The sequence below is a fragment of the Saccharothrix deserti genome (genome assembly GCF_009769385.1).
Classification (GTDB): Bacteria; Actinomycetota; Actinomycetes; order Mycobacteriales; family Pseudonocardiaceae; genus Actinosynnema; species Actinosynnema deserti.
This window is the reverse complement of sequence record NZ_VKAB01000035.1, coordinates 59,266-80,645: the sequence shown is the minus strand read 5'-3', so window position 1 is coordinate 80,645 and position 21,380 is coordinate 59,266. Positions and strand designations below refer to the sequence as shown.

Annotated in this window: 17 protein-coding genes; 7 read left to right on the top strand and 10 right to left on the bottom strand. The window is 71.2% G+C overall.

Annotation, left to right across the window (positions count from 1 at the left end):
- The first annotated feature begins 6 nt into the window (after window positions 1-6).
- Complete coding sequence (locus FM051_RS39385; RefSeq protein ID WP_158852224.1) at window positions 7-3,183, top strand: HYR domain-containing protein; 3,177 nt, start codon at window positions 7-9, stop codon at window positions 3,181-3,183.
- A 100-nt stretch (window positions 3,184-3,283) separates the two neighbouring features.
- Complete coding sequence (locus FM051_RS39380; protein ID WP_158852223.1) at window positions 3,284-4,591, top strand: COG1470 family protein; 1,308 nt, start codon at window positions 3,284-3,286, stop codon at window positions 4,589-4,591.
- 7 nt (window positions 4,592-4,598) lie between these two features.
- Here FM051_RS39380 and FM051_RS39375 read toward each other — a convergent pair whose 3' ends face one another.
- From FM051_RS39375 to FM051_RS39365, 3 genes are all read right to left on the bottom strand, one after another.
- Entirely contained in the window at window positions 4,599-5,222 is a 624-nt protein-coding gene (locus tag FM051_RS39375) for a helix-turn-helix transcriptional regulator (protein WP_158852222.1), read from the bottom strand.
- A 98-nt stretch (window positions 5,223-5,320) separates the two neighbouring features.
- Window positions 5,321-6,004 (bottom strand): response regulator, encoded by a 684-nt coding sequence (locus FM051_RS39370; RefSeq protein WP_158852221.1) that lies wholly within the window; start codon window positions 6,002-6,004, stop codon window positions 5,321-5,323.
- Window positions 6,005-6,010: 6 nt separating this feature from the next.
- Window positions 6,011-6,646: a sensor histidine kinase gene (locus FM051_RS39365; protein WP_158852220.1), complete on the bottom strand. Its 636-nt coding sequence runs from the start codon at window positions 6,644-6,646 to the stop codon at window positions 6,011-6,013.
- Window positions 6,647-6,863: 217 nt separating this feature from the next.
- Between FM051_RS39365 and FM051_RS39360 the strand changes: the two genes are divergently transcribed.
- Window positions 6,864-7,922 carry a radical SAM/SPASM domain-containing protein gene (locus FM051_RS39360; protein WP_158852219.1) on the top strand — a complete coding sequence of 353 codons (1,059 nt, stop codon included), beginning with the start codon at window positions 6,864-6,866 and terminating at the stop codon, window positions 7,920-7,922.
- Here the strand turns inward: FM051_RS39360 and FM051_RS39355 are convergent.
- Genes FM051_RS39355 through FM051_RS39330 form a run of 6 tightly spaced genes read right to left on the bottom strand, consistent with a single transcriptional unit; the run spans window position 7,885 to window position 16,767 of the window.
- Window positions 7,885-8,868 (bottom strand): PHP domain-containing protein, encoded by a 984-nt coding sequence (locus FM051_RS39355; protein WP_158852218.1) that lies wholly within the window; start codon window positions 8,866-8,868, stop codon window positions 7,885-7,887. The genes FM051_RS39360 and FM051_RS39355 overlap by 38 nt on opposite strands.
- 10 nt (window positions 8,869-8,878) lie before the next feature.
- Entirely contained in the window at window positions 8,879-10,468 is a 1,590-nt protein-coding gene (locus FM051_RS39350) for an allophanate hydrolase (RefSeq protein ID WP_158852217.1), read from the bottom strand.
- Entirely contained in the window at window positions 10,465-13,971 is a 3,507-nt protein-coding gene (locus FM051_RS39345; RefSeq protein ID WP_158852216.1) for a 5-oxoprolinase/urea amidolyase family protein, read from the bottom strand. Before FM051_RS39345 ends, FM051_RS39350 begins: the two co-directional genes overlap by 4 nt.
- On the bottom strand, window positions 13,971-14,555 hold the full coding sequence (locus FM051_RS39340; RefSeq protein WP_158852215.1) for an urea amidolyase associated protein UAAP2: 585 nt from the start codon (window positions 14,553-14,555) through the stop codon (window positions 13,971-13,973). Before FM051_RS39340 ends, FM051_RS39345 begins: the two co-directional genes overlap by 1 nt.
- On the bottom strand, window positions 14,552-15,298 hold the full coding sequence (locus FM051_RS39335) for a DUF1989 domain-containing protein (RefSeq protein ID WP_158852214.1): 747 nt from the start codon (window positions 15,296-15,298) through the stop codon (window positions 14,552-14,554). Before FM051_RS39335 ends, FM051_RS39340 begins: the two co-directional genes overlap by 4 nt.
- Window positions 15,295-16,767 (bottom strand): amino acid permease, encoded by a 1,473-nt coding sequence (locus tag FM051_RS39330; protein ID WP_158852213.1) that lies wholly within the window; start codon window positions 16,765-16,767, stop codon window positions 15,295-15,297. The genes FM051_RS39335 and FM051_RS39330 overlap by 4 nt, the downstream gene beginning before the upstream one ends.
- A 180-nt stretch (window positions 16,768-16,947) precedes the next feature.
- On the opposite strand from FM051_RS39330, the gene FM051_RS39325 reads away from it, so the two are divergent.
- Together FM051_RS39325 and FM051_RS39320 are read left to right on the top strand one after the other, a co-directional pair.
- Complete coding sequence (locus tag FM051_RS39325) at window positions 16,948-17,565, top strand: TetR/AcrR family transcriptional regulator (RefSeq protein ID WP_158852212.1); 618 nt, start codon at window positions 16,948-16,950, stop codon at window positions 17,563-17,565.
- A gap of 16 nt (window positions 17,566-17,581) precedes the next feature.
- Window positions 17,582-18,214, top strand: a complete 633-nt coding sequence (locus FM051_RS39320) for a TetR/AcrR family transcriptional regulator (RefSeq protein ID WP_158852211.1) — start codon at window positions 17,582-17,584, stop codon at window positions 18,212-18,214.
- A gap of 7 nt (window positions 18,215-18,221) precedes the next feature.
- On the opposite strand, the gene FM051_RS39315 is transcribed toward FM051_RS39320, so the two are convergent.
- Window positions 18,222-19,415 (bottom strand): serine hydrolase domain-containing protein, encoded by a 1,194-nt coding sequence (locus tag FM051_RS39315; protein WP_158852210.1) that lies wholly within the window; start codon window positions 19,413-19,415, stop codon window positions 18,222-18,224.
- 154 nt (window positions 19,416-19,569) lie between these two features.
- Here FM051_RS39315 and FM051_RS39310 point away from each other — a divergent pair, with 154 nt between their 5' ends.
- Together FM051_RS39310 and FM051_RS39305 are read left to right on the top strand one after the other, a co-directional pair.
- Window positions 19,570-20,304 (top strand): helix-turn-helix domain-containing protein, encoded by a 735-nt coding sequence (locus tag FM051_RS39310; protein WP_158852209.1) that lies wholly within the window; start codon window positions 19,570-19,572, stop codon window positions 20,302-20,304.
- A complete protein-coding gene (locus FM051_RS39305; protein ID WP_158852208.1) occupies window positions 20,297-21,364 on the top strand; it encodes a hypothetical protein in 1,068 nt (355 codons plus the stop codon). The genes FM051_RS39310 and FM051_RS39305 overlap by 8 nt, the downstream gene beginning before the upstream one ends.
- Window positions 21,365-21,380: the final 16 nt, after the last annotated feature.

Below are 21,380 nucleotides of genomic sequence, written 5' to 3'. Positions count from 1 at the left end.
CGAACGGTGAGACACCTGGCGCTCGTGGCGGTCCTGCTGGCCGGCCTGCTGCTCGCCGACCGGCCGACCACGGCCACGGCCACCGCCACCGCCCAGCCGGGAGTCCTGGCGCCCTACCGGATCGCGGTCAGCAGGGGCGATCCCGGGGACATCTGGAGCACGGACGCCAGAGGCGGCGATCCGCGGCAGATCACCGACACCCCGGACGAGTCCGAAACCGACCCCGCCTACTCGCCGGACGGCACGCGGATCGCCTTCACCCGGTTCTTCGGGGACGGGTCCGACGTGATCGTGGCCGACGCCGACGGCAGCGACGAGCGGTTCCTCCGCTTCGGCAGGCACCCGTCCTGGTCGCCGGACGGCTCCATGATCGCGCTGGTCGCCAGCGGCGTGATCCGCGTGATCCGGGTCTCCGACGGCGTCGAGGTGACCACCATCCCCAGGCCCCGGCACCTCATCGGCCACGACGAGAAGCCCGCCTGGTCACCGACCGGCGACGTCATCGCGTTCGGCCGCCGCACGGACATCGTGAGCCCGCCCCACGTCCAGCCGTACGTCGTGGGCGCGTCCACCTCCGGCACCGGCACGTTCACCACCACCGCGACCGTCCGCACCCCGTTCGTACCCGCCCGTCCGGAGATCATGTTCCTGCTGGACACCACGTCGTCCATGACCGACACGGTGGACAACGTCCGGACCAACATCCGCACGGTGATGGAGCGGATCGCCACCGCCGAGCCGCAGGCCCTCTTCGGCATCGCCACCTACCAGGACGCCACCGACGGCGCGGGCCGCTACCGGCTGGTGCAGAACCTGACCACCAGGGACGTGCTCCAGGCCGTGCTCGACGTGCCCGGGAACTTCCCGATCGGGTTCGGCGGCGACCTGCCCGAGGACTGGTTCAACGCGCTGCACCGCCTCGCCCGCGACCGCGACCCGGACGGCGGCGGCTACGTCACGTTCAGCGAGGACGAGGGCGTCACCCGGATCATCGTGCTCGCCGGCGACGCGGCCAGCCACAACAGCCCGGACACCTGCGATGTCGTGACGTACCCGGACTGTCCTAGCGCCACGCCCTACTGGACCGAGGAGGAGATCACCTCGGACCTGACCGACCGCGGCATCCACCTCGTCGGCGTGCCCGTGCTGATCGTGCAGGACCCGCCGTACCCGGAGAAGCTGGACAACCGGCTCCAGGCCACCCGCCTCGCCGCCGCCACCGACGGGGTGCTGGTCGACGGTTACGAGCCCGACCAGATCGTCGCGGGCATCGAGCACGGCATCACCAGGCTGCCGGTGACCGTGACGCCGGAGGCCACTTGCCCGCCAGGGGTCTCCGTCCGGTTCACCCCGCCCACGGCCCGCGCCGCGGGCGACACGGACGTCACCTTCACCGAGACCGTGACGCTGGGCGAAGCGCCCACGTCACGGGCGGCGGTGGACCTGGAGTGCCAGGTTCGGTTCAGGTTCGACGGCAAGGAGCCCGCCGAGCCGTACGAGCAGTTCATCGACATCAGCCTGGCCGGCCCCGCCCTGCCGACCGTGGTGGTGAACGCGAACGCCGCGCCGAGCCCCAACCGCACGCCCGTGCCGGTCGCCTTCACGGCCACCGCCACCGACGCCGCCGGGGCCCCGCTCACCCCGACCTGCGACGCCACGTCCGGCTCGCTGTTCCCGGTCGGCCTGACCACCGTCACGTGCACCGCCACCGACAGCGGCGGCCGAACCGGCCGGGCGAGCAGCGTGATCACGGTCTACGTGCCGGCGGGAGGGGAGACCGACGACATCTGGCTCGCCCGGCTCGACGGCGCCGACCTCGCGCAGCAGGTCAACCTGTCGTACTCGTTCGCGACGCCGTGCGCCCACCAGGACACCTCGCCCGCGTGGTCGCCGGACGGCAACCGGCTCGTGCACCGGCACGGCGACGTCCTGTGCGTGGCCGACGCCACGGGCGCGAACGCCACCCCGATCACCTCGGGCGGCGAGCCGCCGGACGAACCCGCGTGGTCCCCGGACGGGGCGCTGATCGCGTTCTCCATGAGCGATCCCGACGAGTTCCGCCGCGTGTGGACGGTCGCACCCGGAGGCGGCACGCCCGCCAGGCTGATCTCCTTCACGGAGGAGGACGTCAACCGGCCCGCGTTCCAGCGCCTGCCCGACCTCGTGCTGACCGGTTCCGCCTCGCCCGCCGCGGTTCCCTTCGGCGGCACCACGACCATCAGCCTGCGCGTCACCAACGTCGGCCTGACTGCGCCGAGCGCCGCCGACCTGGCGCTCACCGTGCCCGCCGGGCTGCGCGTGGACGCGATCACCACCACCGTCGGCACGTGCGCGGCGACGACCTGCTCGTTGGGCCGCCTCGCCCCCGGCGATCTCGCCGACGTCCAGGTCACCGTCACCGGCACGGCGGCCGGACAGCAGGTCTTCCGCGCGTCGCTGGCCGACGACGTCAACCCCGGCGACAACCGGGTCGACGTGCCGATCACCGTCGCCGAGGAGATCAAGCCGCCGGACAACCCCGGCTCGCTGTCGCTGGCCGTGGCCGTGGTGCCGCAGGAGAGCTACGTCGGCGGTGACGACCTGGTGCTGTCCTTCCGGGCCCGCAACGGCGCGCCCGTGCCCATGACCGACGTCCGCGTGGTCACCTCCCTGCCGCCGCAACTGCTCCCGGTCAAGGCCGTCGCGGGCTGCGCGGCCGACGGCGCGACCTGCGCCCTGGGCACGCTCGCGCCCGGCCAGGAAGCCGAGGTGCGGGTCACGCTGCCCGCCAAGGCCGCCGTGGAGAGCACGGCAGGCGGCTCGGTGCTCGGCACCGGACCGGACAACAACGCGGCCGACAACACCGCCGTGGCCCGCGTCCTGGTGCGGCAGCCCGAGATCACCGTCGACCCCGGCATCGGGCCGACCGGGTTCGTGCCGCGCGCCACCGGCAAGTCGTTCCCGCCCGGCGCGAGGGTCAAGCTGGCCTGGACGCTCGGCATCTCCCCGACACCGGGTGAGGTCGTCGTGCGCGCCGACGGCACGTTCGACACGCAGGTCCTGGTGTTCCACAACGACCGCATCGGACCCCGGCAGCTCGAAGGCACAGCGCTCCTCGGCCCGCCGTTCGGCGCGGTGCGGTCCAAGGACTTCCTGGTCGTGCCCAGAACCCTGCAACCACCCGATTTCGCCACCCGGGGATGACGCCGACACGGCCGGCTGCCCGTTGGGGCAGCGCCGGTCGCACCACGTCCCACCCTTCCGCCAGTCCCGAGACCGCTCCGACCACCGGAGGATTCACGCCATGGGCGCAACCGCGACGCTGTCCGCCACCGGCTTGGCCGTGGCGCCCGGCGAAGACGTCACCTGCACGGTCGTCGTGCGCAACACCGGAGACCTGGTCGACGAGTTCACCGTGGACGTGGTCGGCGACGCGGCCGGCTGGGCCACCGCCGAACCCGCCTCGGTGAACCTCGTGCCGCAGGCGTCCGCCTCGGTGGTCGTCCGGTTCGCGCCACCGCGCGCCGCCGAGGTGGCCGCGGGCTCGGTGCCGTTCGGCATCCGCGTCACCTCGCGCGAGGACCCGTACGGGTCGGTGGTCGAGGAGGGCGTGGTCGAGGTCGGCGGGTTCACCGACATCTCGGCGGACCTCGTGCCGACCAAGGTGGAGGCCGGTTCGAAGGGCAAGTTCGAGGTGGCCATCGACAACGTCGGCAACCACCCGGTCGCGGTGCGGCTGCACCCGGCCGACCCGGAGGGCGACCTGGAGTTCAAGCTCGACCGGTCCGACGTGATGCTCGCGCCGGGCACGGCGGCGTTCGTGAAGCTGATCGCCAAGCCCCGCAACACGTTCCTGCGCGGACCGTCGCAGCCCCGGCCGTTCCGGGTGGAGGTCGTGCCGAGCTCAGGTCCGCCGCTGTCCGCGGCGGGCACGCTCGTGCAGCGGCAACTGCTGCCCAAGTGGCTGCTGCCCGCGTTGATCACGCTGCTGGCGCTGGCGGCGGTGCTGGCCACGCTGTGGTTCACCGTGCTGCAACCGGCGGTGAAGTCCGCCGCACGGGAAGCCGCCGCGCAGCAGGTCGACGACGTCAAGGCGGCCGTCGACCAGGCCCAGGCGGGCGCCGGGCAGGCGCAGCAGCAGGCGAAGGAGGCCGAGGTCAAGTCCGAGGAGGCCATGAAGGCGGCCGGCCTCGACCCGAACGCCCCGGCCGGCTCGCCGCAGACCCCGAGGCCGAACCAACCGGCGGCCCAGGCGCCCGGCGAGCCCACCGACTTCCGGGTGGCGGCCGACGCGGCGATCGTGACGAACCAGGAGGTGTTCACCGACTTCACCTTCACCCCGCCCGCCGACAAGGCGCTGCTGATCACCGACATCGTGCTCCAGAACCCGCGCGGTGACGCCGGGACGGTGCGGGTCCTGCGCGACGCCAACGGCACCCGCAGCGTGCTGCTCGAAGTGGGCCTGGCCAACTTCCGCGACCTGGACCGGCACTACGTGGAACCGCTGCAGTTCAAGAAGGGCGAGAAGGTCGTGGTCCAGGTGAGCTGCCAGAACCCGACCGAGAAGGGCAACTGCAAGCCGTCGGTGTCCTTCTCCGGCCGAGCCGTGTGAGGTGTCGTCAGATCAGGCCCTCGCGGAGGGCGAACGCCACCGCGTGCGCCCGGTTGCGCAGCTGGAACCGGTTGGTGATGTCGTGCAGGATGCTCTTGACCGTGCGCTGCGAGTAGCACAGCTTCTCGGCGATCTCGCGGGTCTCGAAACCGTCCGCGATCAGCCGCAGCACCTCGGTCTCCCGGTCGGACATGCCCGACATGGTCCAGCCGTTCGGGTTGAGCACGTTGCGCTGCAACCGCGACACCCGGTCCAGCAGCCGGCCCAGCAGGTCCGGCGGGAGGGCGCCCTGGCCCGCGGCGGTGGCCTTCACCAGGCGCACCAACGTGTCGGGCGTCGCGTCGGACCTCCGGATCACCGCGGACACGCCGCTGCTGACCACGTTCAGCAACTCGGGATCGGCGATGTCGCCCGCCACCAGCACGATGCCCGCGCTGCCCGGCGCCTGGAGCCTGCGCAGCAGTTGCCGCGCCTCACCGTCCAGTCCCTCCAGCACGACCAGCGCCACGGGCGCCGGCTCGTCCGGCTCGACCAGCCGGATCTCCGGCCGCGACCGCAGCGCCGCCGTCACCCCGGCCCTGGTGATGGAGTCCGTCGCGTGCAGTGCCACCGCGATCTGCTCTGCGTTCATCTCGTGCTCCCCGCCCTCGTGCCCGGTGTACCCACCTGTTCCGCTGTGCTTGTCGGATGGGCTACAGCGCAATCGTCACGTCCCGGCGCGTCCCGGCACTATGGGCCGGCTGTCCCGACTTGTCCCGATCCGGTGTGTCCCGACGCCTCGCCCAGACCGGCCTGCTTGGCCCGGGACACGGCCTGCGCGCGGTCGGCCACGTGCAGCTTGCGCAGGATGTTCGACACGTGGTTGCGCACCGTCTTCGGGCTGAGCACCAGCGTCCGGGCGATCGCGGTGTTGCCCTTGCCGTCGGCCATCAGCCGCAGCACGTCCCGTTCCCGCGCGGTCAGCTCCGGGAACGCCTCCACCCGCTCACGCGGCGCGCTGCCGAAGAACGCCAGCAGCCGCACCGCGATCGCCGGGCTGAAGATCGCCTCACCCTCGCCGACCGACCGCACCGCGCGCACGATCTGCTGCGGCCGTGACGCCTTGAGCAGGTAGCCCAACGCGCCCGCGCGCATCGCCGCGAACACCGAATCGTCGTCGTCGAACATGGTCAGCACCAGCACCCGGACGCCCGGGTCGTGCGCCACGATCCGCCGCGTCGCCTCCACCCCGCCCACGTCCGGCATGTTGAGGTCCATCACCACCACGTCCGGGTGCAGCGACACGGCCATCGACACCGCCATCCCGCCGCCCGACGCCTCGCCGACCACCTCCAGCCCGGGTGCGGCCGACAGCGCGGCGGCCACCCCGAAGCGGAACAGCGGGTGATCGTCCACGACCAGCACCCGGAGCACGGCGGGTCACACCCCGCCCGCGAGCGGCAGGTCCGCCACGATCCGGGTGCCACCCGCGGCGACGTGCTCCATCAGCCACGTGCCGCCGACCTCGCGGGCCCGCTCGCACATCGAGCCGAGCCCCACCCCGTCGCCCCCGTCCACGACCGCGCCGACGCCGTCGTCCACGACCTCCACGTGCAGGCAGCCGTCCAACCGCAACCGCACCGAGCAGTGCCGCGCGCCCGCGTGCCGCACCACGTTCGTCAATGCCTCGCAGATGATCCGGTAGGCCGCCACCTGCACCGCCACCGGCAGGTCGGGGACGTCCGCGCACTGCACGTCCACCTGGACCGGGTACCGGTCGGTCAACGAGGCCACGTGCGCCCGCACCGCGCCGATCAGCCCTAATCGCGCCAACACCGCCGGGCAGGCGCCGGAGACGAGGCGGCGGATCTCGTCGACCGCCGTGTGCACCTCTTCTTCCAGCCGGGCCAGCAGCGTGCTCGCCGAACCGGGATCGTGGAGGGCCAGGTGGCGGGCCGCGCGCAAGCCCAGCCCTATCGCCGCGAGCGACGGCCCCAGACCGTCGTGCAGGTCCCGCAGCAACCGGCGTCTCGCCTCGTCGGCGGCGTCGGTGGGAACGATGAACTCACGGCGCATGTCCCCTCCCCCCAACTGGGTGAGTGCTCGGCCTGCCTCACCGTGACGCCGGGGCCGCCTCGCCTGTAAGGAGAGTCGCCGGAGTGTCACACCGCGTTTCAGACAGCGGCCAGGTTCCCACGTTGGGAGGAATACGGCCGAAGTGTCGTGACCGAATGACGTATCACGGCGGGCCGGCCGTGCTCCATACGGATAGCGAGGACCACGGGAGGGTGGAATGGGGCAGACGAGCGGCCGGGCCGTGCTGCAGGTCCACCCCACCAGGCTGTGCAACCTGCGCTGCCTGCACTGCTACTCCAGTTCGGGTCCGGACGTCACCGAGTCGATCCCCATCACCGTGCTGTCCACCGTGGTCCAGGACGCCGCCGGACTCGGGTACGACGTGCTGAACGTCTCCGGCGGCGAACCGTTCCTGTACCCCGAACTCCCAGCTCTGCTGCGCGCGGCCCGTGCGGCGGGCATGCGGACAACAGTTACCACCAACGCCGTGGCACTCACCCAACGCCGCATCGGTTTGGTGCGCGGCCTGGTCGATCTGGTGGCAGTCTCACTGGACGGCGACCGGACCACCCACGACCGGATACGGGACCAAGAGGGCAGCTACGGGAAGGCCCTGGCCGGTATCCGCAGACTCACCGAGGCCGGGATCCCGGTCGGCGTCATCACCACCCTGACCCAGGGGAATGCCACCCAACTGGGTGAAATCGCCCTCGCCGCGGCCGAATCCGGCGCCCTGCTGCTCCAAGTGCACCCCCTCGAACCGGAAGGCGCCGCGAACAGGCTGATGGCCGGCGAACGCCCGGACGCCGTCGAACTCGCCTACGCCGCGGTCGAACTGGGCCGGATCTCCCAGGAACACGGCCTAGCCGTCCAACTGGACGCCGTCCCGCGCACCATGCTGGCCCGGAAACCAGAAGCCTTCATGGCCACACCCATCGACAACGACCACCCCCTGGGCCGCTGGCTGACCCCGCTGGTGATCGAGGCGAACGGCACGGCCGTCCCGGTGTCCTACGGCTTCGACCGCCGCTACGCCCTGGGCAACATCCACCACAGGCCACTCGCGGACCTGGCGGCCTGCTGGAACGCCACCCCGTTCCAAGCCCTCTGCAGGTCGACCTGGCAACGCCTGGTAGACGGACGAACCGGCCCCCTCGTCCCCTGGTACGGCCACCTGGTCCGAGCCTCCCGCACCCAACGCCCCGCCACCGCCACCGCCAACACTCACCGCTCATCGATCACCGACCCGGCAACTCGTCCGCCTCCAACGTGTTGATCACCCGATCCGGTGTCACGCCACACTCCTCAGCCCGCTCACACCCGAACGACACCCAGTCCAACTGCCCAGGCGCATGAGCATCGCTGTCGATCGCGAACGAACACCCCATCTCCACCGCCAACCGCAACAACCGCCCCGGCGGATCACGCCGCTCCGGCCGCGAGTTGATCTCCACCGCCGTCCCGTGCTCGACACACGCCGAGAACACCGCCTCCGCGTCGAACGCGGACTCCGGCCGTCCCTTCCCGATCACCAACCGCCCGGTGCAGTGCCCGAGCACGTCCACATACGGGTTGGACACGGCGGCCACCATCCGGGCGGTCATCTCACGCTCCGGCATCCGCAGCTTCGAGTGCACGCTCGCCACCACCAGGTCCAGCCGCTCCAACAACTCGGGCCGCTGGTCGAGCGCCCCGTCCTCCAGGATGTCCACCTCGATCCCGGTCAGGATGAGGAACGGCGCCAACCGGACGTTCAGCTCCGCCACCACCTCCAGCTGCCTGAGCAGCCGGTCGGCGGACAGCCCGTTGGCGACCGTCAGCCTGGGCGAGTGGTCGGTCAGCACCATCCACGAGTGCCCCAGGTCGCGCGCCGTCTCGGCCATCTCGCGGATCGGGCTGCCGCCGTCCGACCAGTCGGAATGGGTGTGGCAGTCGCCCTTCAGCAACGCCCGCAGCGCCTGCCCGCCCACCACCGGCTCACGGAACCGGCTCAGATAGCCGGGTTCCCGCCCGGCCACCGCGTCCGCGATCACCCCGGCGGTGGCCTTGCCGATACCCGGCAGGTCGGTCAACGTGCCCGCCGCGGCCCGCCGCGCCAACTCCCCGTCCGGCAATGCGGCCACGACCTCGGCGGCTCTCCGGAACGCCCGCACCCGGTACGTGGGTTCACCGGCGCGTTCCAGCTGGAAAGCCACCTGCCGCAATGCCCAAAGCGGATCCACGACGTCCTGTCTACTCCGCCCGGCCCAGGAACGCGCGCCAACCGCCGAACCCCGTGATGTCCTCGGCCCCCGCCAACGCGTGCCGCTCGCAGGTGAACCCGGACACCCACGACCCGTCCGCCAGCTCCACCCGCCCGATCGCCATGGGCGTCGGCAACGAGGCCACGAAGTCACCGAACGCCGCCACCGGCAACTCCCACACCTCGGCCTCCACCGCCTTGCCGCCACCGTCCACATCCCGCACCAGCCCCGGCTTGGACGGCACCGTGTCCAGCGCGAACAGCCGGTAAGCGGCGGCCGTGGCGGTCTCCGACACCAACACCCCGCCCCGCGACACCAGCTCGACGTTCAACGGCTGCCCGCTCAGGTGCGCCCCGACCACGGCCACCCGCACCACGTCGGTCACCGACCGTGCGACCGATGCCAACAACGAGTCCGAGTGCCCCGGACCCACCAACGAGATCCCGAACGGCAACCCGTCCACGGTCCCGGCCGGCACCGCCAACGCCGCCAACCCGAACAGGTTCGCGAAGTTGGTGAACCGCCCCAACCGCGCGTTGACCCCCACCGGATCGGCCTCGACCTCCGCGATCGTCGGGTGCTCGACCGTCGTCGGCAGCACCACCGCGTCCACCTGGTCCAACTGCTCGAACGCGAGCGCCCGCAGCCGCGCCAACTCCTCCTGGTCCGCGAACAGCCGATGAGCCGGGATGTCCCGAGCCGCCGAGATGATCGCCCCGACCGTCGGATCCACGACGTCGAGATGAGCGGACACGAACTCACCCACCGCCGTGTACCGCTCAGCCACGAACGCGCCCTCGTACAACAACCGGGCGGCGGCCAGGAACGGCTCCAGGTCGATCGGCACCAACTCCGCCCCGGCGAACCGGAACCGCTCCACAGCCGCCGAGAACGCCTCCGCCCACCCCGGCGCCAACGTCCCCACCGACACCGGCACCCCCAACCGGTAGGGCAGGGACAACGGGGGCGCGACGCCCAGCTCGCCCACACACGCCAACGCCAGCGACGCCTCGTCCACCGTCCGGGCGAAGATCGACACGCAGTCCAGGCTCCGACAGGCGGGCACCACCCCGTCGGCGGGAACCACCCCGTACGTCGGCTTCAACCCGACGATCCCGTTGAACGCCGCCGGCACCCGCCCGGACCCGGCCGTGTCCGTCCCCAGCGCGAGATCGACGATCCCCAACGCCACCGCGACCGCCGACCCGGAACTGGACCCACCGGACACCCGAGCGGGATCGACCGCGTTCCGCACCGCACCGTACGGACTGCGCGTGCCCACCAACCCGGTGGCGAACTGGTCCAAGTTGGTAGTCCCGACCACCACCGCCCCGGCCGCCCGCAACCGCCGCACCACCTCGGCATCCCGCTCCGGCGCGTACGCGTAGGCGGGACACCCGGCCGTGGTGGGCAGCCCGGCCACGTCGATGTTCCCCTTGACCGCGACCAACTTCCCCGCCAACGGCCCCGACGCCACGGCGAACTCGGCCTGGACGTCCTCCTCGGGCCGCAGATCGATCCAGATCTCCGGCCGATCCACCTGCCGAATCCGCTCGTAAGCCGCCGAAACCCGGTTCACGCCGCACCCCTTCCCGCCAGCACGACCAACGCCGTGCCCGGTCCCACCTGGTCACCCGGCGTGGCCAGGACCTGCACCACCTCACCATCGGCGGGAGCGAAGACGACCGCTTCCGACTTCATCGCCTCCAGCGCCAGCAACGGCTCACCGGCCCGGACGTAGTCACCCGGACGGACGTCCACCCGCCACACCGTGGACACGAAAGGCGCCTCCACCACGTGCCCGCCGGGCGGAGCGGTCACCGTCACGGGCTCCACGACCGCCAACTCGGGCTCCGGCCTGGGCGCGAACTCGCCCGCCGCCTCCCACGCCGCGCGTTCCGCCGAGAACGCCGCCGCCTGCCGCGCCCGGAACTCCGCGATGCTCGAAGCGTTGCGCGCCAAGAACTCCTCGTGCTCCGACAACACGAACTCACCCGGCTCGACCCGCAGTTCCAACCGCCCGGCCGCCATGTCCGCCCGCAGGTCCAGCAACTCCTCGGCCGACACCGGGTACCACCGGATCCGGTCGAAGAAGCGCAGCAGCCACGGGTCGCCGGCCTGCCAACTGCGCCACACCTGCACGGTCCGCCCCACGAACTGGTACCCGCCGGGACCTTCCATGCCGTATACACAGAGGTAGGCGCCGCCGATGCCGACCGAGTTCTCCGCCGTCCACGTCCGCGCCGGATTGTATTTCGTGGTCACCAAACGATGTCTGGGATCCAGGGGAGTCGCCACCGGCGCGCCCAGGTACACATCACCCAGGCCCAGCACCAGGTACTCGGCGTCGAACACCGTCCGGTACACATCGTCTACAGTGGACAGACCGTTCACCCGCCGGATGAACTCGATGTTCCACGGGCACCACGGCGCGTCGTCCCGCACCCCCGCCATGTACCGGGCGATCGCCTCCCGGGTGGCCGGGTCGTCCCACGACAACGGCAGGTGCACGGTCCGGCTCGGCACCACCAGATCGCGCGTCGCCGGCAGCGTCTCCTCGACCTCCCGCACCAGGTCCAGCACCTCGTCCGGGTGCGCCCGCACCTGCAACGACCGGATCCCCGGCGTCAACCCGGTGATCCCGCGCTCCGCCAACGCCGAGGCCAGCGCGTGCACCCGCATCCGCAACGCCAGGTCCAGCTGCATCGGCCCGTACTCGACCAGCAGGTTGTCGTCACCACTGCGCCGGTACGTCACCGAAGGCCGCCCCGCCGCCTCCTCCGACCGCGCCAACACGCCACCGTCGACGTGCGCCGACCGCCGACCCCCCGACACGGTCACCGGCACGAACCGCACCGTGTCACCCGGCCGCAACTGCCCGAGCTTCCACCGCTCACCCACCACGACCGTCGCCGGGCACACGAACCCGCCCAGGCTCGGCCCATCGGGCCCGAGCAGGATCGGCAGGTCACCGGTGAAGTCCACCGCACCCACCGAATACGGCGTGTCGTGGATGTTCGACGGGTGCAGCCCCGCCTCGCCACCGTCACTGCGGGCCCACCGAGGCCGGGGCCCGACCAGCCGCACACCGGTGCGCGCCGAGTTGAAGTGCACCTGCCAATCCGTGGCGTAGAACGTCTCGACGTCCTCCACGGTGAAGAACTCCGGCGCCGCGTGCGGCCCCTCGACCGCCCCGATCTCCCAATGATTCGCACTGTGGCTTGAACCGATGGCGGGCACCTCCAACACCGGCACCCGCTCACCACGAGCCGAACCCGCCCGCAGCACGTCCCCGGTCCGCAACGCCCGCCCGCCGTGCCCGCCGAACTTGCCCAACACGAACGTCGACGCGCTGCCCAAGTACGCGGGCACGTCCAACCCGCCCTCGACCAGCACATACGTCCGCAACCCGACGGTCGCCCGCCCCACGTCCAGCACACCGCCCGCAGGCACGACCACCGGCTCCCACTGCCGCACCGCGACCCCGTCCACGGTCACCGAAGCCGACGCACCGGTCACGCACACCGTCGTCGCCACCGAAAACCGCAACGCCGGCCCGTCCACCGTGCACTCCAGCCCCGCCGCGCCCTCGGGGTTGCCCAACACCCGGTTGCCCAGCCGGAACGACCGGTCGTCCATCGGTCCCGACGGCGGTACGCCCACGTGCCAGTACCCGACCCGCCCCGGCCAGTCCTGCACGGCGGTCATCGTCCCCGGCCGCACCACCTCGATGCGCGGCTCGAGATCCCGAACCCCCGCCAACGTCGCCGTGCTGTGCTCACCCGCCGACACGGCCGGCGAAGCGCACACCGCCCGCAGCAGTCCGAGGTTCGTCTCGATCCCGTCCACCCGACTCTCGGACAACGCCGACCCCAGCCGCGCCCAAGCCTCCTCCCGCGAGGAGCCGGAAGCGATCACCTTGGCCAACAACGGGTCATACGACGTACCGACATCCGTCCCCGGCTCCACCCACGAGTCGACCCGGACATCAGCGGGGAACCGGACCGCCGTCACCACCCCCGCACTGGGCTGGAAATCACGCGACGGATCCTCCGCGTACACCCGCGCCTCGACCGCGTGCCCACGCGCCGGGGGCACCTCGAACGACGTCTCACCCCGGGCCAGCCGCAACATCCACTCGACCAGGTCGACCCCGAACACCGCCTCGGTCACCGGGTGCTCGACCTGGAGCCGCGTGTTCACCTCCAGGAACGCGATCTCCTCCCGCCGCGCGTCGTAGACGAACTCCACCGTCCCCGCGCTGCGGTAGGACACCGACGACGCCAACGCCACCGACGCCTCCACCAGCCGCGCCCGCACCGCGTCGGGCAAGTGAGGCGCGGGAGCCTCCTCCACCACCTTCTGGTTGCGCCGCTGCACCGAGCAGTCCCGGTCGCCCAACGCCAGCACCCGACCGGAACCGTCGCCGAACACCTGCACCTCGACGTGCCGGGCGTGCTCGACCAGCCGTTCCAGGAACACCCCTGACCCGTCGAAGTTCGCCGCCGCCATCCGCCGCACCGCCGACCACGCCTCGACCAGCTCGTCGGCGTCCCGGCACGCCCGCATCCCGATCCCGCCGCCACCGGCGGTGGCCTTGAGCATCACCGGATATCCGATCCGCGACGCCTCCGCCACCGCTTCGTCCACATCGGACAGCAGCCCGGTGCCCGCCAGCATCGGCACCCCGGCCGCCCGTGCCGCCGAACGCGCCGTGTGCTTGGCCCCGAACAGCTCCAGCTGCTCCGGCGTCGGCCCGACGAACACCAGACCGGCCTCCTCCACCCGCCGGGCGAACGAGGCGTTCTCGGACAGGAACCCGTACCCGGGGTGCACGGCGTCCGCACCGGTCTCCAGCGCCGCCTCCAGCAGTCGGTCCACCACCAGGTAGCTCTCCCGTGCGGGCGCCGGCCCGAGCCGCACGGCGGTGTCGGCCAGCCGCACGTGCGGCGCACCCCGGTCGGCGTCGGAGAACACCGCGACCGTGCGCAGCCCCATCCGCCGCGCGGTGCGCAGGATCCGCACCGCGATCTCACCCCGGTTGGCCACCAGCAACGTCCGGACCTCCGGCACGTCCGCCATCAGGCGACCTCCAGCCGAACGGGCGTGGGATTGAACCCGTTGCACGGGTTGTTGACCTGCGGGCAGTTCGACACCAGCACGATCACGTCCACCTCCGCCCGCAGCACGACCTTCAGCCCCGGTGACGAGATGCCGTCCACGATGCCGAGCGTCCCGTCCTGTTCGACCGGCACGTTCATGTACCAGTTGACGTTGCTGACGAGATCGCGCTTGCCCAGCCCCCACTTCGCGCCCTCGGCGAGGAAGTTCTCCACGCACGCGTGCTGCGGACGGGTGTGGTGCCCGTACCGGAGCGTGTTGGACTCCTTGCTGCACGCCCCGCCGATGGTGTCGTGCCGCCCGCAGGTGTCCTCGACCACGGTCATCAGCGGGTTGCGCTCGTTCGACATCAGCACGGACCCGGTGGTGAGGAAGATGTTGCCCTGCGCGGTGATCGTGTCCTGGGCGCTGTACCGCTCGGCGGTGTCGGCGGCCGAGTAGACCAGGAAGTCGACCGCCTGGTTGCCCTCCAGGTCGACGATGGTCAACGTCTGCCCCGCGCCGATCAACGCCGACCAGCCCGCGTTGGCCGCGACGACCGTCATGCCGACCCCCTCGCGCTCAGGTACTCGTGGGTGTTCTCGAACGCCCGCCGCCCCTCCGGCGTGGCCGTCCACAGTGGATCGTCCGGTCCGGTCGGCTGATCGCGCCACGCCGTGACCTCCAGCCGCGTGCACGCGCCGTCCGGGTCCAACGGGTGCGCGGTGTTGGCGATCAGCACCACCAGCGGCAGCTCGGCGCGCAACGTCACGACGTCCCCGGCCGGGCCGGTGAAGTGCAGCGACCCGTCCGGCCGGACCCGCGCGCCCTGGAAGAACGACAGGCTCGGCGGCAGGTCCCGCTTGCCCAGCCCGTGCTTGGCCGCCGCCCGCACGAACATGTCCCGCCCCTTCGGCGTCGTGCCGCACAGCGCGTCGTACCCGCTCTCCGACTCGACCGACGCCAGCACCCGCCCCTGGTCGGACAGCAGCAGGTGACCGCCGTAGGCGTTCCACTGCACCTTCACCGTGTCGGCCACGTTGAGCCGTTCCCACGGCTGGTCGACGTGGTGCAGCAGCACGTGCGCGCAGGCCCCGCCCTCGGGGTTGGCCAGCCGGAACACCGTGCCACGGGCGAGCACGCGGTGCGTGTAGCCGTCCGGGGCGACGTGCTCGGCCCACACCGCGCCCTCCGGCGCCTCCGGCCGCTCCACGTCCGTCTCCTGGGCCCGAGCGTGATCACGGGCCCCGTACGTGGTCGCGGTGCTCGGTGATGCGGTGTTGAACGATTCGGCTGCGAGCCCGCTCATGCCGTCACCAGCTCTCCGACCACGACCGGCCTGCGGGTGCGCCACCACGCCACCCAGCCGACCAGCACCGCCGCCGCGACGAACTCCACCGGGAACAGCAGCGCCCACCACGACCCCGTGCCGCCCAGGTCGTACACCTCGGCGCGCGGCCACGCGATGTTCACCACCATCGCCAGCCCGTAGACCACCGCGCCGATGTTGACCACCAGGCCCCAGCGACCCAGCGAGAACCCGTTCGTGGTCGCCGTGCCCCGGAACCGGTGCACCAGCAGCGGCACCGTGACCAGCAGGTACGCCAGGTACACCACGACCACCGAGGTCGCGGTCATCGCGGCGAAGATGCCGGCGTTGCCGAGGTTGAGCAGCAGCAGCCCGATGGCCAGCGCGCCGCACACGACGGCGGGCAGCACGGGCGTGCCGGTGCGCGGGTGCACGCGGGCCAGCCGCCGCGAGCCGGGCAGCGCGCCGTCGCGGGCCATCGCGAACAGCAGCCGGATCGTGCCGGTCTGGATGGTCAACGTGCAGATCACCACCGCGATCGCCACGTCGACCAGGAAGATCCGCCCCGCCACGTCGCCGAACACGGCCGTGATCACGTACGGCAGGCCCTCCAGCCCCAGCCGCCCGTCGGTCAGGCTCGGCGCGGCCATCAACGCGAACAGCACCACCAGCAGCCCGCCGACACCCGACACGAGCAGCGCCCGCAGCACCGCGCGCGGTGCCCTGCGGCCGGCGTCCTTGGTCTCCTCGGACACCGACGCGGCCGTGTCGAACCCGAACAGCACGTAGGCCGCCATCAACGCCGACATCAGCAGCCCGCCGGTCGCCACGCCGCCGGTGTTCTGGACCACGATGTCCGGCCCGCGCACCGCGAACCACGCCAGACCGCCGAGCAGCACGACCACGCCGACCAGCTCGGCGGCCACGCCGATGTCGTTCACCCGGGCCATCACCCGCACGCCGGCCACGTTGATCACCGTCGTGCACGCGATCAGCAGCACGCCCAGCAGCACGGCGTTCGTCGCGCCGGTGGGCGAGGTGACGGCCGGGTCGCCGCCGACGAACTGGAAGCCCGACCACACCGACGGCAGCACGACCTGCAGCGCGATCGCCGCCGCCGCGAGCGCGACCGTGCAGCCCAGCAGCATCATCCAGCCCGCCAGCCAGCCGCCGAAGCCCCGGCCTCCGGAACCCGAGCCGAGGTGCTTGGCCCACTGGTAGATCGAGCCCGCCAGCGGGAACCGGGCGGCCAGCTCGGCGAAGTTCAGCGCGACCAGCAGCTGGCCCAGGATCACCACCGGCCAGGTCCAGAACAGCAGCGCGCCGCCGAACGAGAAGCCGAACCCGAACAGCTGGAAGACGGTGGTGAGGATCGAGACGAAGGAGAAGCCGGCCGCGAAGGCGGAGAACCCGCCGAGGGTCCGGCGCAGTTCCTGCCGGTACCCGAACGGGGCTAGATCATCGGACATGGTTGCGGACCTCCGTGCTGTCTGTGCAGGTCAGAGGATTTCTGTCGTTTGATAGAAATTAAGGTCGATCCGCGACGACCGGATGAAGAACCCGTGACGAGCGGGTTAGCCGGACCCACTGGAGGTGACAGCCGCGTTGCCACTTCCTCACCGCCGCGCCCCACGTGCGACGATGAGTGGGTGGTTGGACGACCCAGGGCGACCGGGGAGTCGGCGGGGGCGCGTGATTCGCGGCGGGACCTGCTCGACGCCGCGGCGGAACTGTTCACCGAGCGCGGGTACACCGCGACGTCGACCCGGGCCGTCGCCGAACGCGCCGGGCTGCGGCAGGCGTCGCTGTACCACTACTTCGGCGGCAAGGAGGACATCCTCGCCGTGCTGCTGGAGGGCACCGTCCTGCCGTCCCTGCACACCGCGCGGGCGTTGCTGAAGGAGGACGCGCCCAAGCCCGCCAAGCTGTGGGCGCTGTGCCGGTTCGACCTGGAACTGCTGTGCGGCGGCACCCACAACCTCGGCGCGCTGTACCTGCTGCCCGAGGTGCGGGCCGAGCGGTTCGCCCAGTTCCACGCCGAACGCGCCGAGCTGAAAGCGGCATATGGGGCACTGGTGGACGACGACCTGGCGGCCGACCTGGTGTTCGGGCTGGTCGAGGGCGTGATCCTCACCAGGCGGTCCAAGTCCATTCCGGACGTGGAGGCGTACGCGTGCGCGGGGGCCGACGCGGGGGTGCGGATCGCCGGCGGAGCTTTCGACTTGGCGGCGGTGCGTGCGGAAGGCTTGCGGCTGCTGGGTCGCTGAACCGAGGATGTCCGCCATGTCCCCACGTGCCGGCACGGTCGGGTCGCGGCGCAGACCCAGCAAGGGTGACCTCACCTCGCAGGCGATACTCGACACCGCCGAGCGTTTGCTCCAGACGCGCTCCCTGGACGACATCGCCGTCGACGAGCTCGCCTCGGGCGCGGGTATCTCGCGGTCGACCTTCTACTTCCACTTCGCGTCGCGGGAAGCGGTGCTGCACGCCCTGTCCGGCGGCATCCTCGAAGCCCTCTACGAGGCGGCGTCGTCGTGGCTGCGGCGCGGCAGCGAGCCACCCGAGGACTCCATCCGGCGTGCTCTGGGCGCCAGCCTCGCCCTGTGGCGCAAACACGGCCCGGTCCTGCGCGCCGCCGTCCGCGCCCGCGACACCGACCCCCTGATGCGCGACTTCTGGACCGGCGTGGCCCGCCGCTTCACCGAGGCGACCGCCTCGCAGATCGACATCGAAAGGGCAGCCGGCACCGCCCCACCGGGCCCGGACGCCAAGTCACTGGCGGCGGTCCTCGTGTCGATGAACGAACAAGCCTTCCTGAACCGCTCGCGCGCCCGCCGATCCGCCGCCCGCGACCGCGAGCTCGTGGACACCCTGACCTGCGTCTGGCTCCGTTCGGTCTACGGCATCTGCCCCTGATCCCGGGTCAGCGGAACCAGGTGCCGCCCGGGGCCCGGCGGTAGCCCAGCGCCCGGTACACGGCGTCCACAAGGGACTGCCCGCGCTCGTTGACGCCCACACCCGGCCCCATCTGCGTCATCACGTACCCGAACGACATGCGCGCCACCGGGTCCGCGAAGCCGAGTGAGCCGCCCATCCCCGAGTGCCCGAACGCGTCCTCGGACATCAGCACGCCCTGGTCGGCGACGGGCAGGTAGTGGTTGTCCACCGACTTCAGGAACCCCGGCGAGAACCGGGTCGGCGCGAGCAGCATCTCGTCGAACCCGGCCGACACCACGCCCGACATGACCGGGACCTGCGTCTCGTCCACCAGCCGCACCCCGTTGTACTCGCCGCCCAACGCCAACGGCCGGTACATCTGCGCCAGCCCGCGCGCGTTGCTCATCCCGCCGACCGCGCCGTACAGCGCCGCGTGCGCCTCACGCGTGTTCGACGCCTCGATGTACCCGCCGTTGTTGGTCAGCAGCAGCGCCTGCATCGACTCGGGCCTGGTCATCGCCGCCGCGTACAGGCTGGGCACGGTCTCGCCAAGTGCGGCCGGGATGGTCGGCGCGACCAGCGGCTCCAGGTCGTCCGGCAACGTCAGCCAGAAGTCCAGCCCCAGCGGACCGGACACCTCCTTCTCGAAGAACTCGGCCAACGACACCCCGGCGACCCGCCGGATCACCTCGCCGATCAGGTGCCCGAACGTCAACGCGTGGTAACCGTGCCGCGTGCCCGGCACCCAGAACGGCTCCTGCCGGGCCAGCAGGTCCGTCATCGACTCCCAGTCGAACATCCCGCCCGCCGGCACCGGCTCCCGCAACGCCGTCAACCCTGCCTGGTGCGCCAGCAGGTGCCGCACCAACGTCCCGGCCTTGCCGTTCTGCCCGAACTCCGGCCAGTACCGCACCACCGGCGCGTCCAGGTCCAGCTCACCCCGCGACGCCAGCACGTGCGCGCACAACGCGGTCGCCCCCTTGGTGCACGACCACACGTGCGTGATCGTGTCCTCGCGCCAAGCCCGCCCGCCCGCGTCACCGCCCCAAAGATCGACCACGGTCTCGCCGTCGACCGTCACGTGCACGCCCGCCCCGACCTCGCCCCGCGCGGCGAAGTTGCGTTCGAACTCGGCGCGGACCTCGGCGAACGCGTCGGCGCAGGTGCCCTCGACAGTCATCGGCCCTCCAGGTGAGTCGTCGACCCCATGCCACCACCGTGAGCCGCGACACGTGAGTAGGGATTCCTCAGTCGGTAGGGCCGCCGAACCCGCCGCCGACTGCTCGGAGCCCTCTTGCTAGCACTTCTCTATCGACTTCGCTACACTTGTGTACGTGGCAGGCTTGAGTGTGCGTGAAGCGGCACAGCGCCTGAATGTGAACCCGGCGCGTGTTCGTGCGCTGCTGAAAGACGGCGGCCTTACCGGTCGGCGCATCGGATTCCAGTGGGTCGTCGACGATGACTCGGTGAGGCGTCGGCTCGACTTGGTCGCGTCGGATCGTGGTCGCCCGCTGTCGCGGAGGAGCGCGTGGAGCGCAGCAGCATTGTTGGACGGACAGGCCACACCCTGGCTGGCCAGCAGTGAGCGATCGCGGTTGGGTGCCCGACTGAAGCGACATGTCGCAGACGGTGTCGACATCTACAGATGGTGGATGCGGAAGCGGGCATCGGTTGCCCGCTATCGCATCGCCGCTGCCGACATCGCCGAGTTGATCGCGGACAGGGCTGTGGTGGTCGGGGGTATCAGCGCGTCAGCACCCCACGACCTGGGGCTGTCGTTCGCGGACGAGGCCGAGGTCTACATCGGTGCCTCCGACGTGACCAGGCTCGTCGACGAGTTCTTCCTGGTCGGGTCCGAGCGCGGAAACCTCGTCCTGCATGTCGAAGACAGCGGTTTCGGTTGGCATCAGCGCACAGCACGCGTGGTCAACGGAGTGTCAGCAGTCCCGAGACTGGTGGTCGCTACCGACCTTCTGGACAGTCACGACACCAGAACCAGGAACGCAGGGGCAGATTTGCTCGGGCACTTGCTGCATTCGATGGCGGACGGGCGTGTTTCGCGTGACTGACGAACATCTACCGGGCAACAAAGAGGTACTCGACGCGCTGGCGGTCGTCAGCGGCGAACCCCGTGATCACCTCGACGCCGCGTTCCGGGCGGCGGTGGAAGACGACGCGACCGCCGCAGCCCCGGAGCATGTCATCGAAGCGCTCGGTGCCGCTGTCCGGCACGTCCGCCTCGCGCCGATCGAGTTCGATGCCAAGGCGCCTGTCATCGAGCCGCTCAAGCGGCTCGTGCTGTCGCCCCCGTCGCTCTGCGAGGCGGACATCGCGGCGTGGCGGAAGCTCTCGAAGGAACTGCCCGTTCGGATCGTGGACATCGTGCGAGATCCGGTCGAACTACCGGCTATGACACCGCCTCAGGAAGCGGCGTGGTCGACCATCCTCGACCTCGAAGACGGGCTGGACTGCCATTGGTCGCTCATCGGCGGCCAGATGGTGGCACTGATCAGCGCGGAGTACGGACAAGCCATCCCGCGGGCAACCACTGACGGTGACATCGTCATCGGCGTCTGGCTCGATCGCGATGCACTGCGGCAGGCGAGCGCACTGCTGACGAAGCGAGGGTTCGCAGAGGACGAGACGGCCGACGGATACGGCTATCGATACCGGCGAGGTACCGCCAGAATCGACCTGCTGGTGCCTGAGGAGATGGGCCGCCAGCAACGAATCCCGACCACCACCACGGGGCGTCGTGGGGTTGAAATGCCCGGCGGGAACCAGGCGTTGATCCGGAGCGAACGCCTTCCCGTTCGGCTTGCTGATCGCATCGGCTTGGTACGCCGTCCCAACCTTCTCGGCGCGCTCGTGGCCAAGTCCGTGGCCTCGGTGGCCGACTCCAGGGATCCCGACCGCCATCGTGAGGACATTGCGGTCCTCGGTCAGATCGCGCTCAATGCGGGTGCATTCCGCAAGATGAGGGGAATGAGTCGGGACAAGGACCGCAAGCGGATGAGGCGTGCCCTTGCCCAGATGCCGGACTCGCACCCGGCGTGGCAGCAGATTCCCGAGCCCCGGGAGGTCTACCACGCGTTGACTCGGCTGGCCGGACCGCCACCGGTTGGGTGAGGGGCGTTCCGGTAGG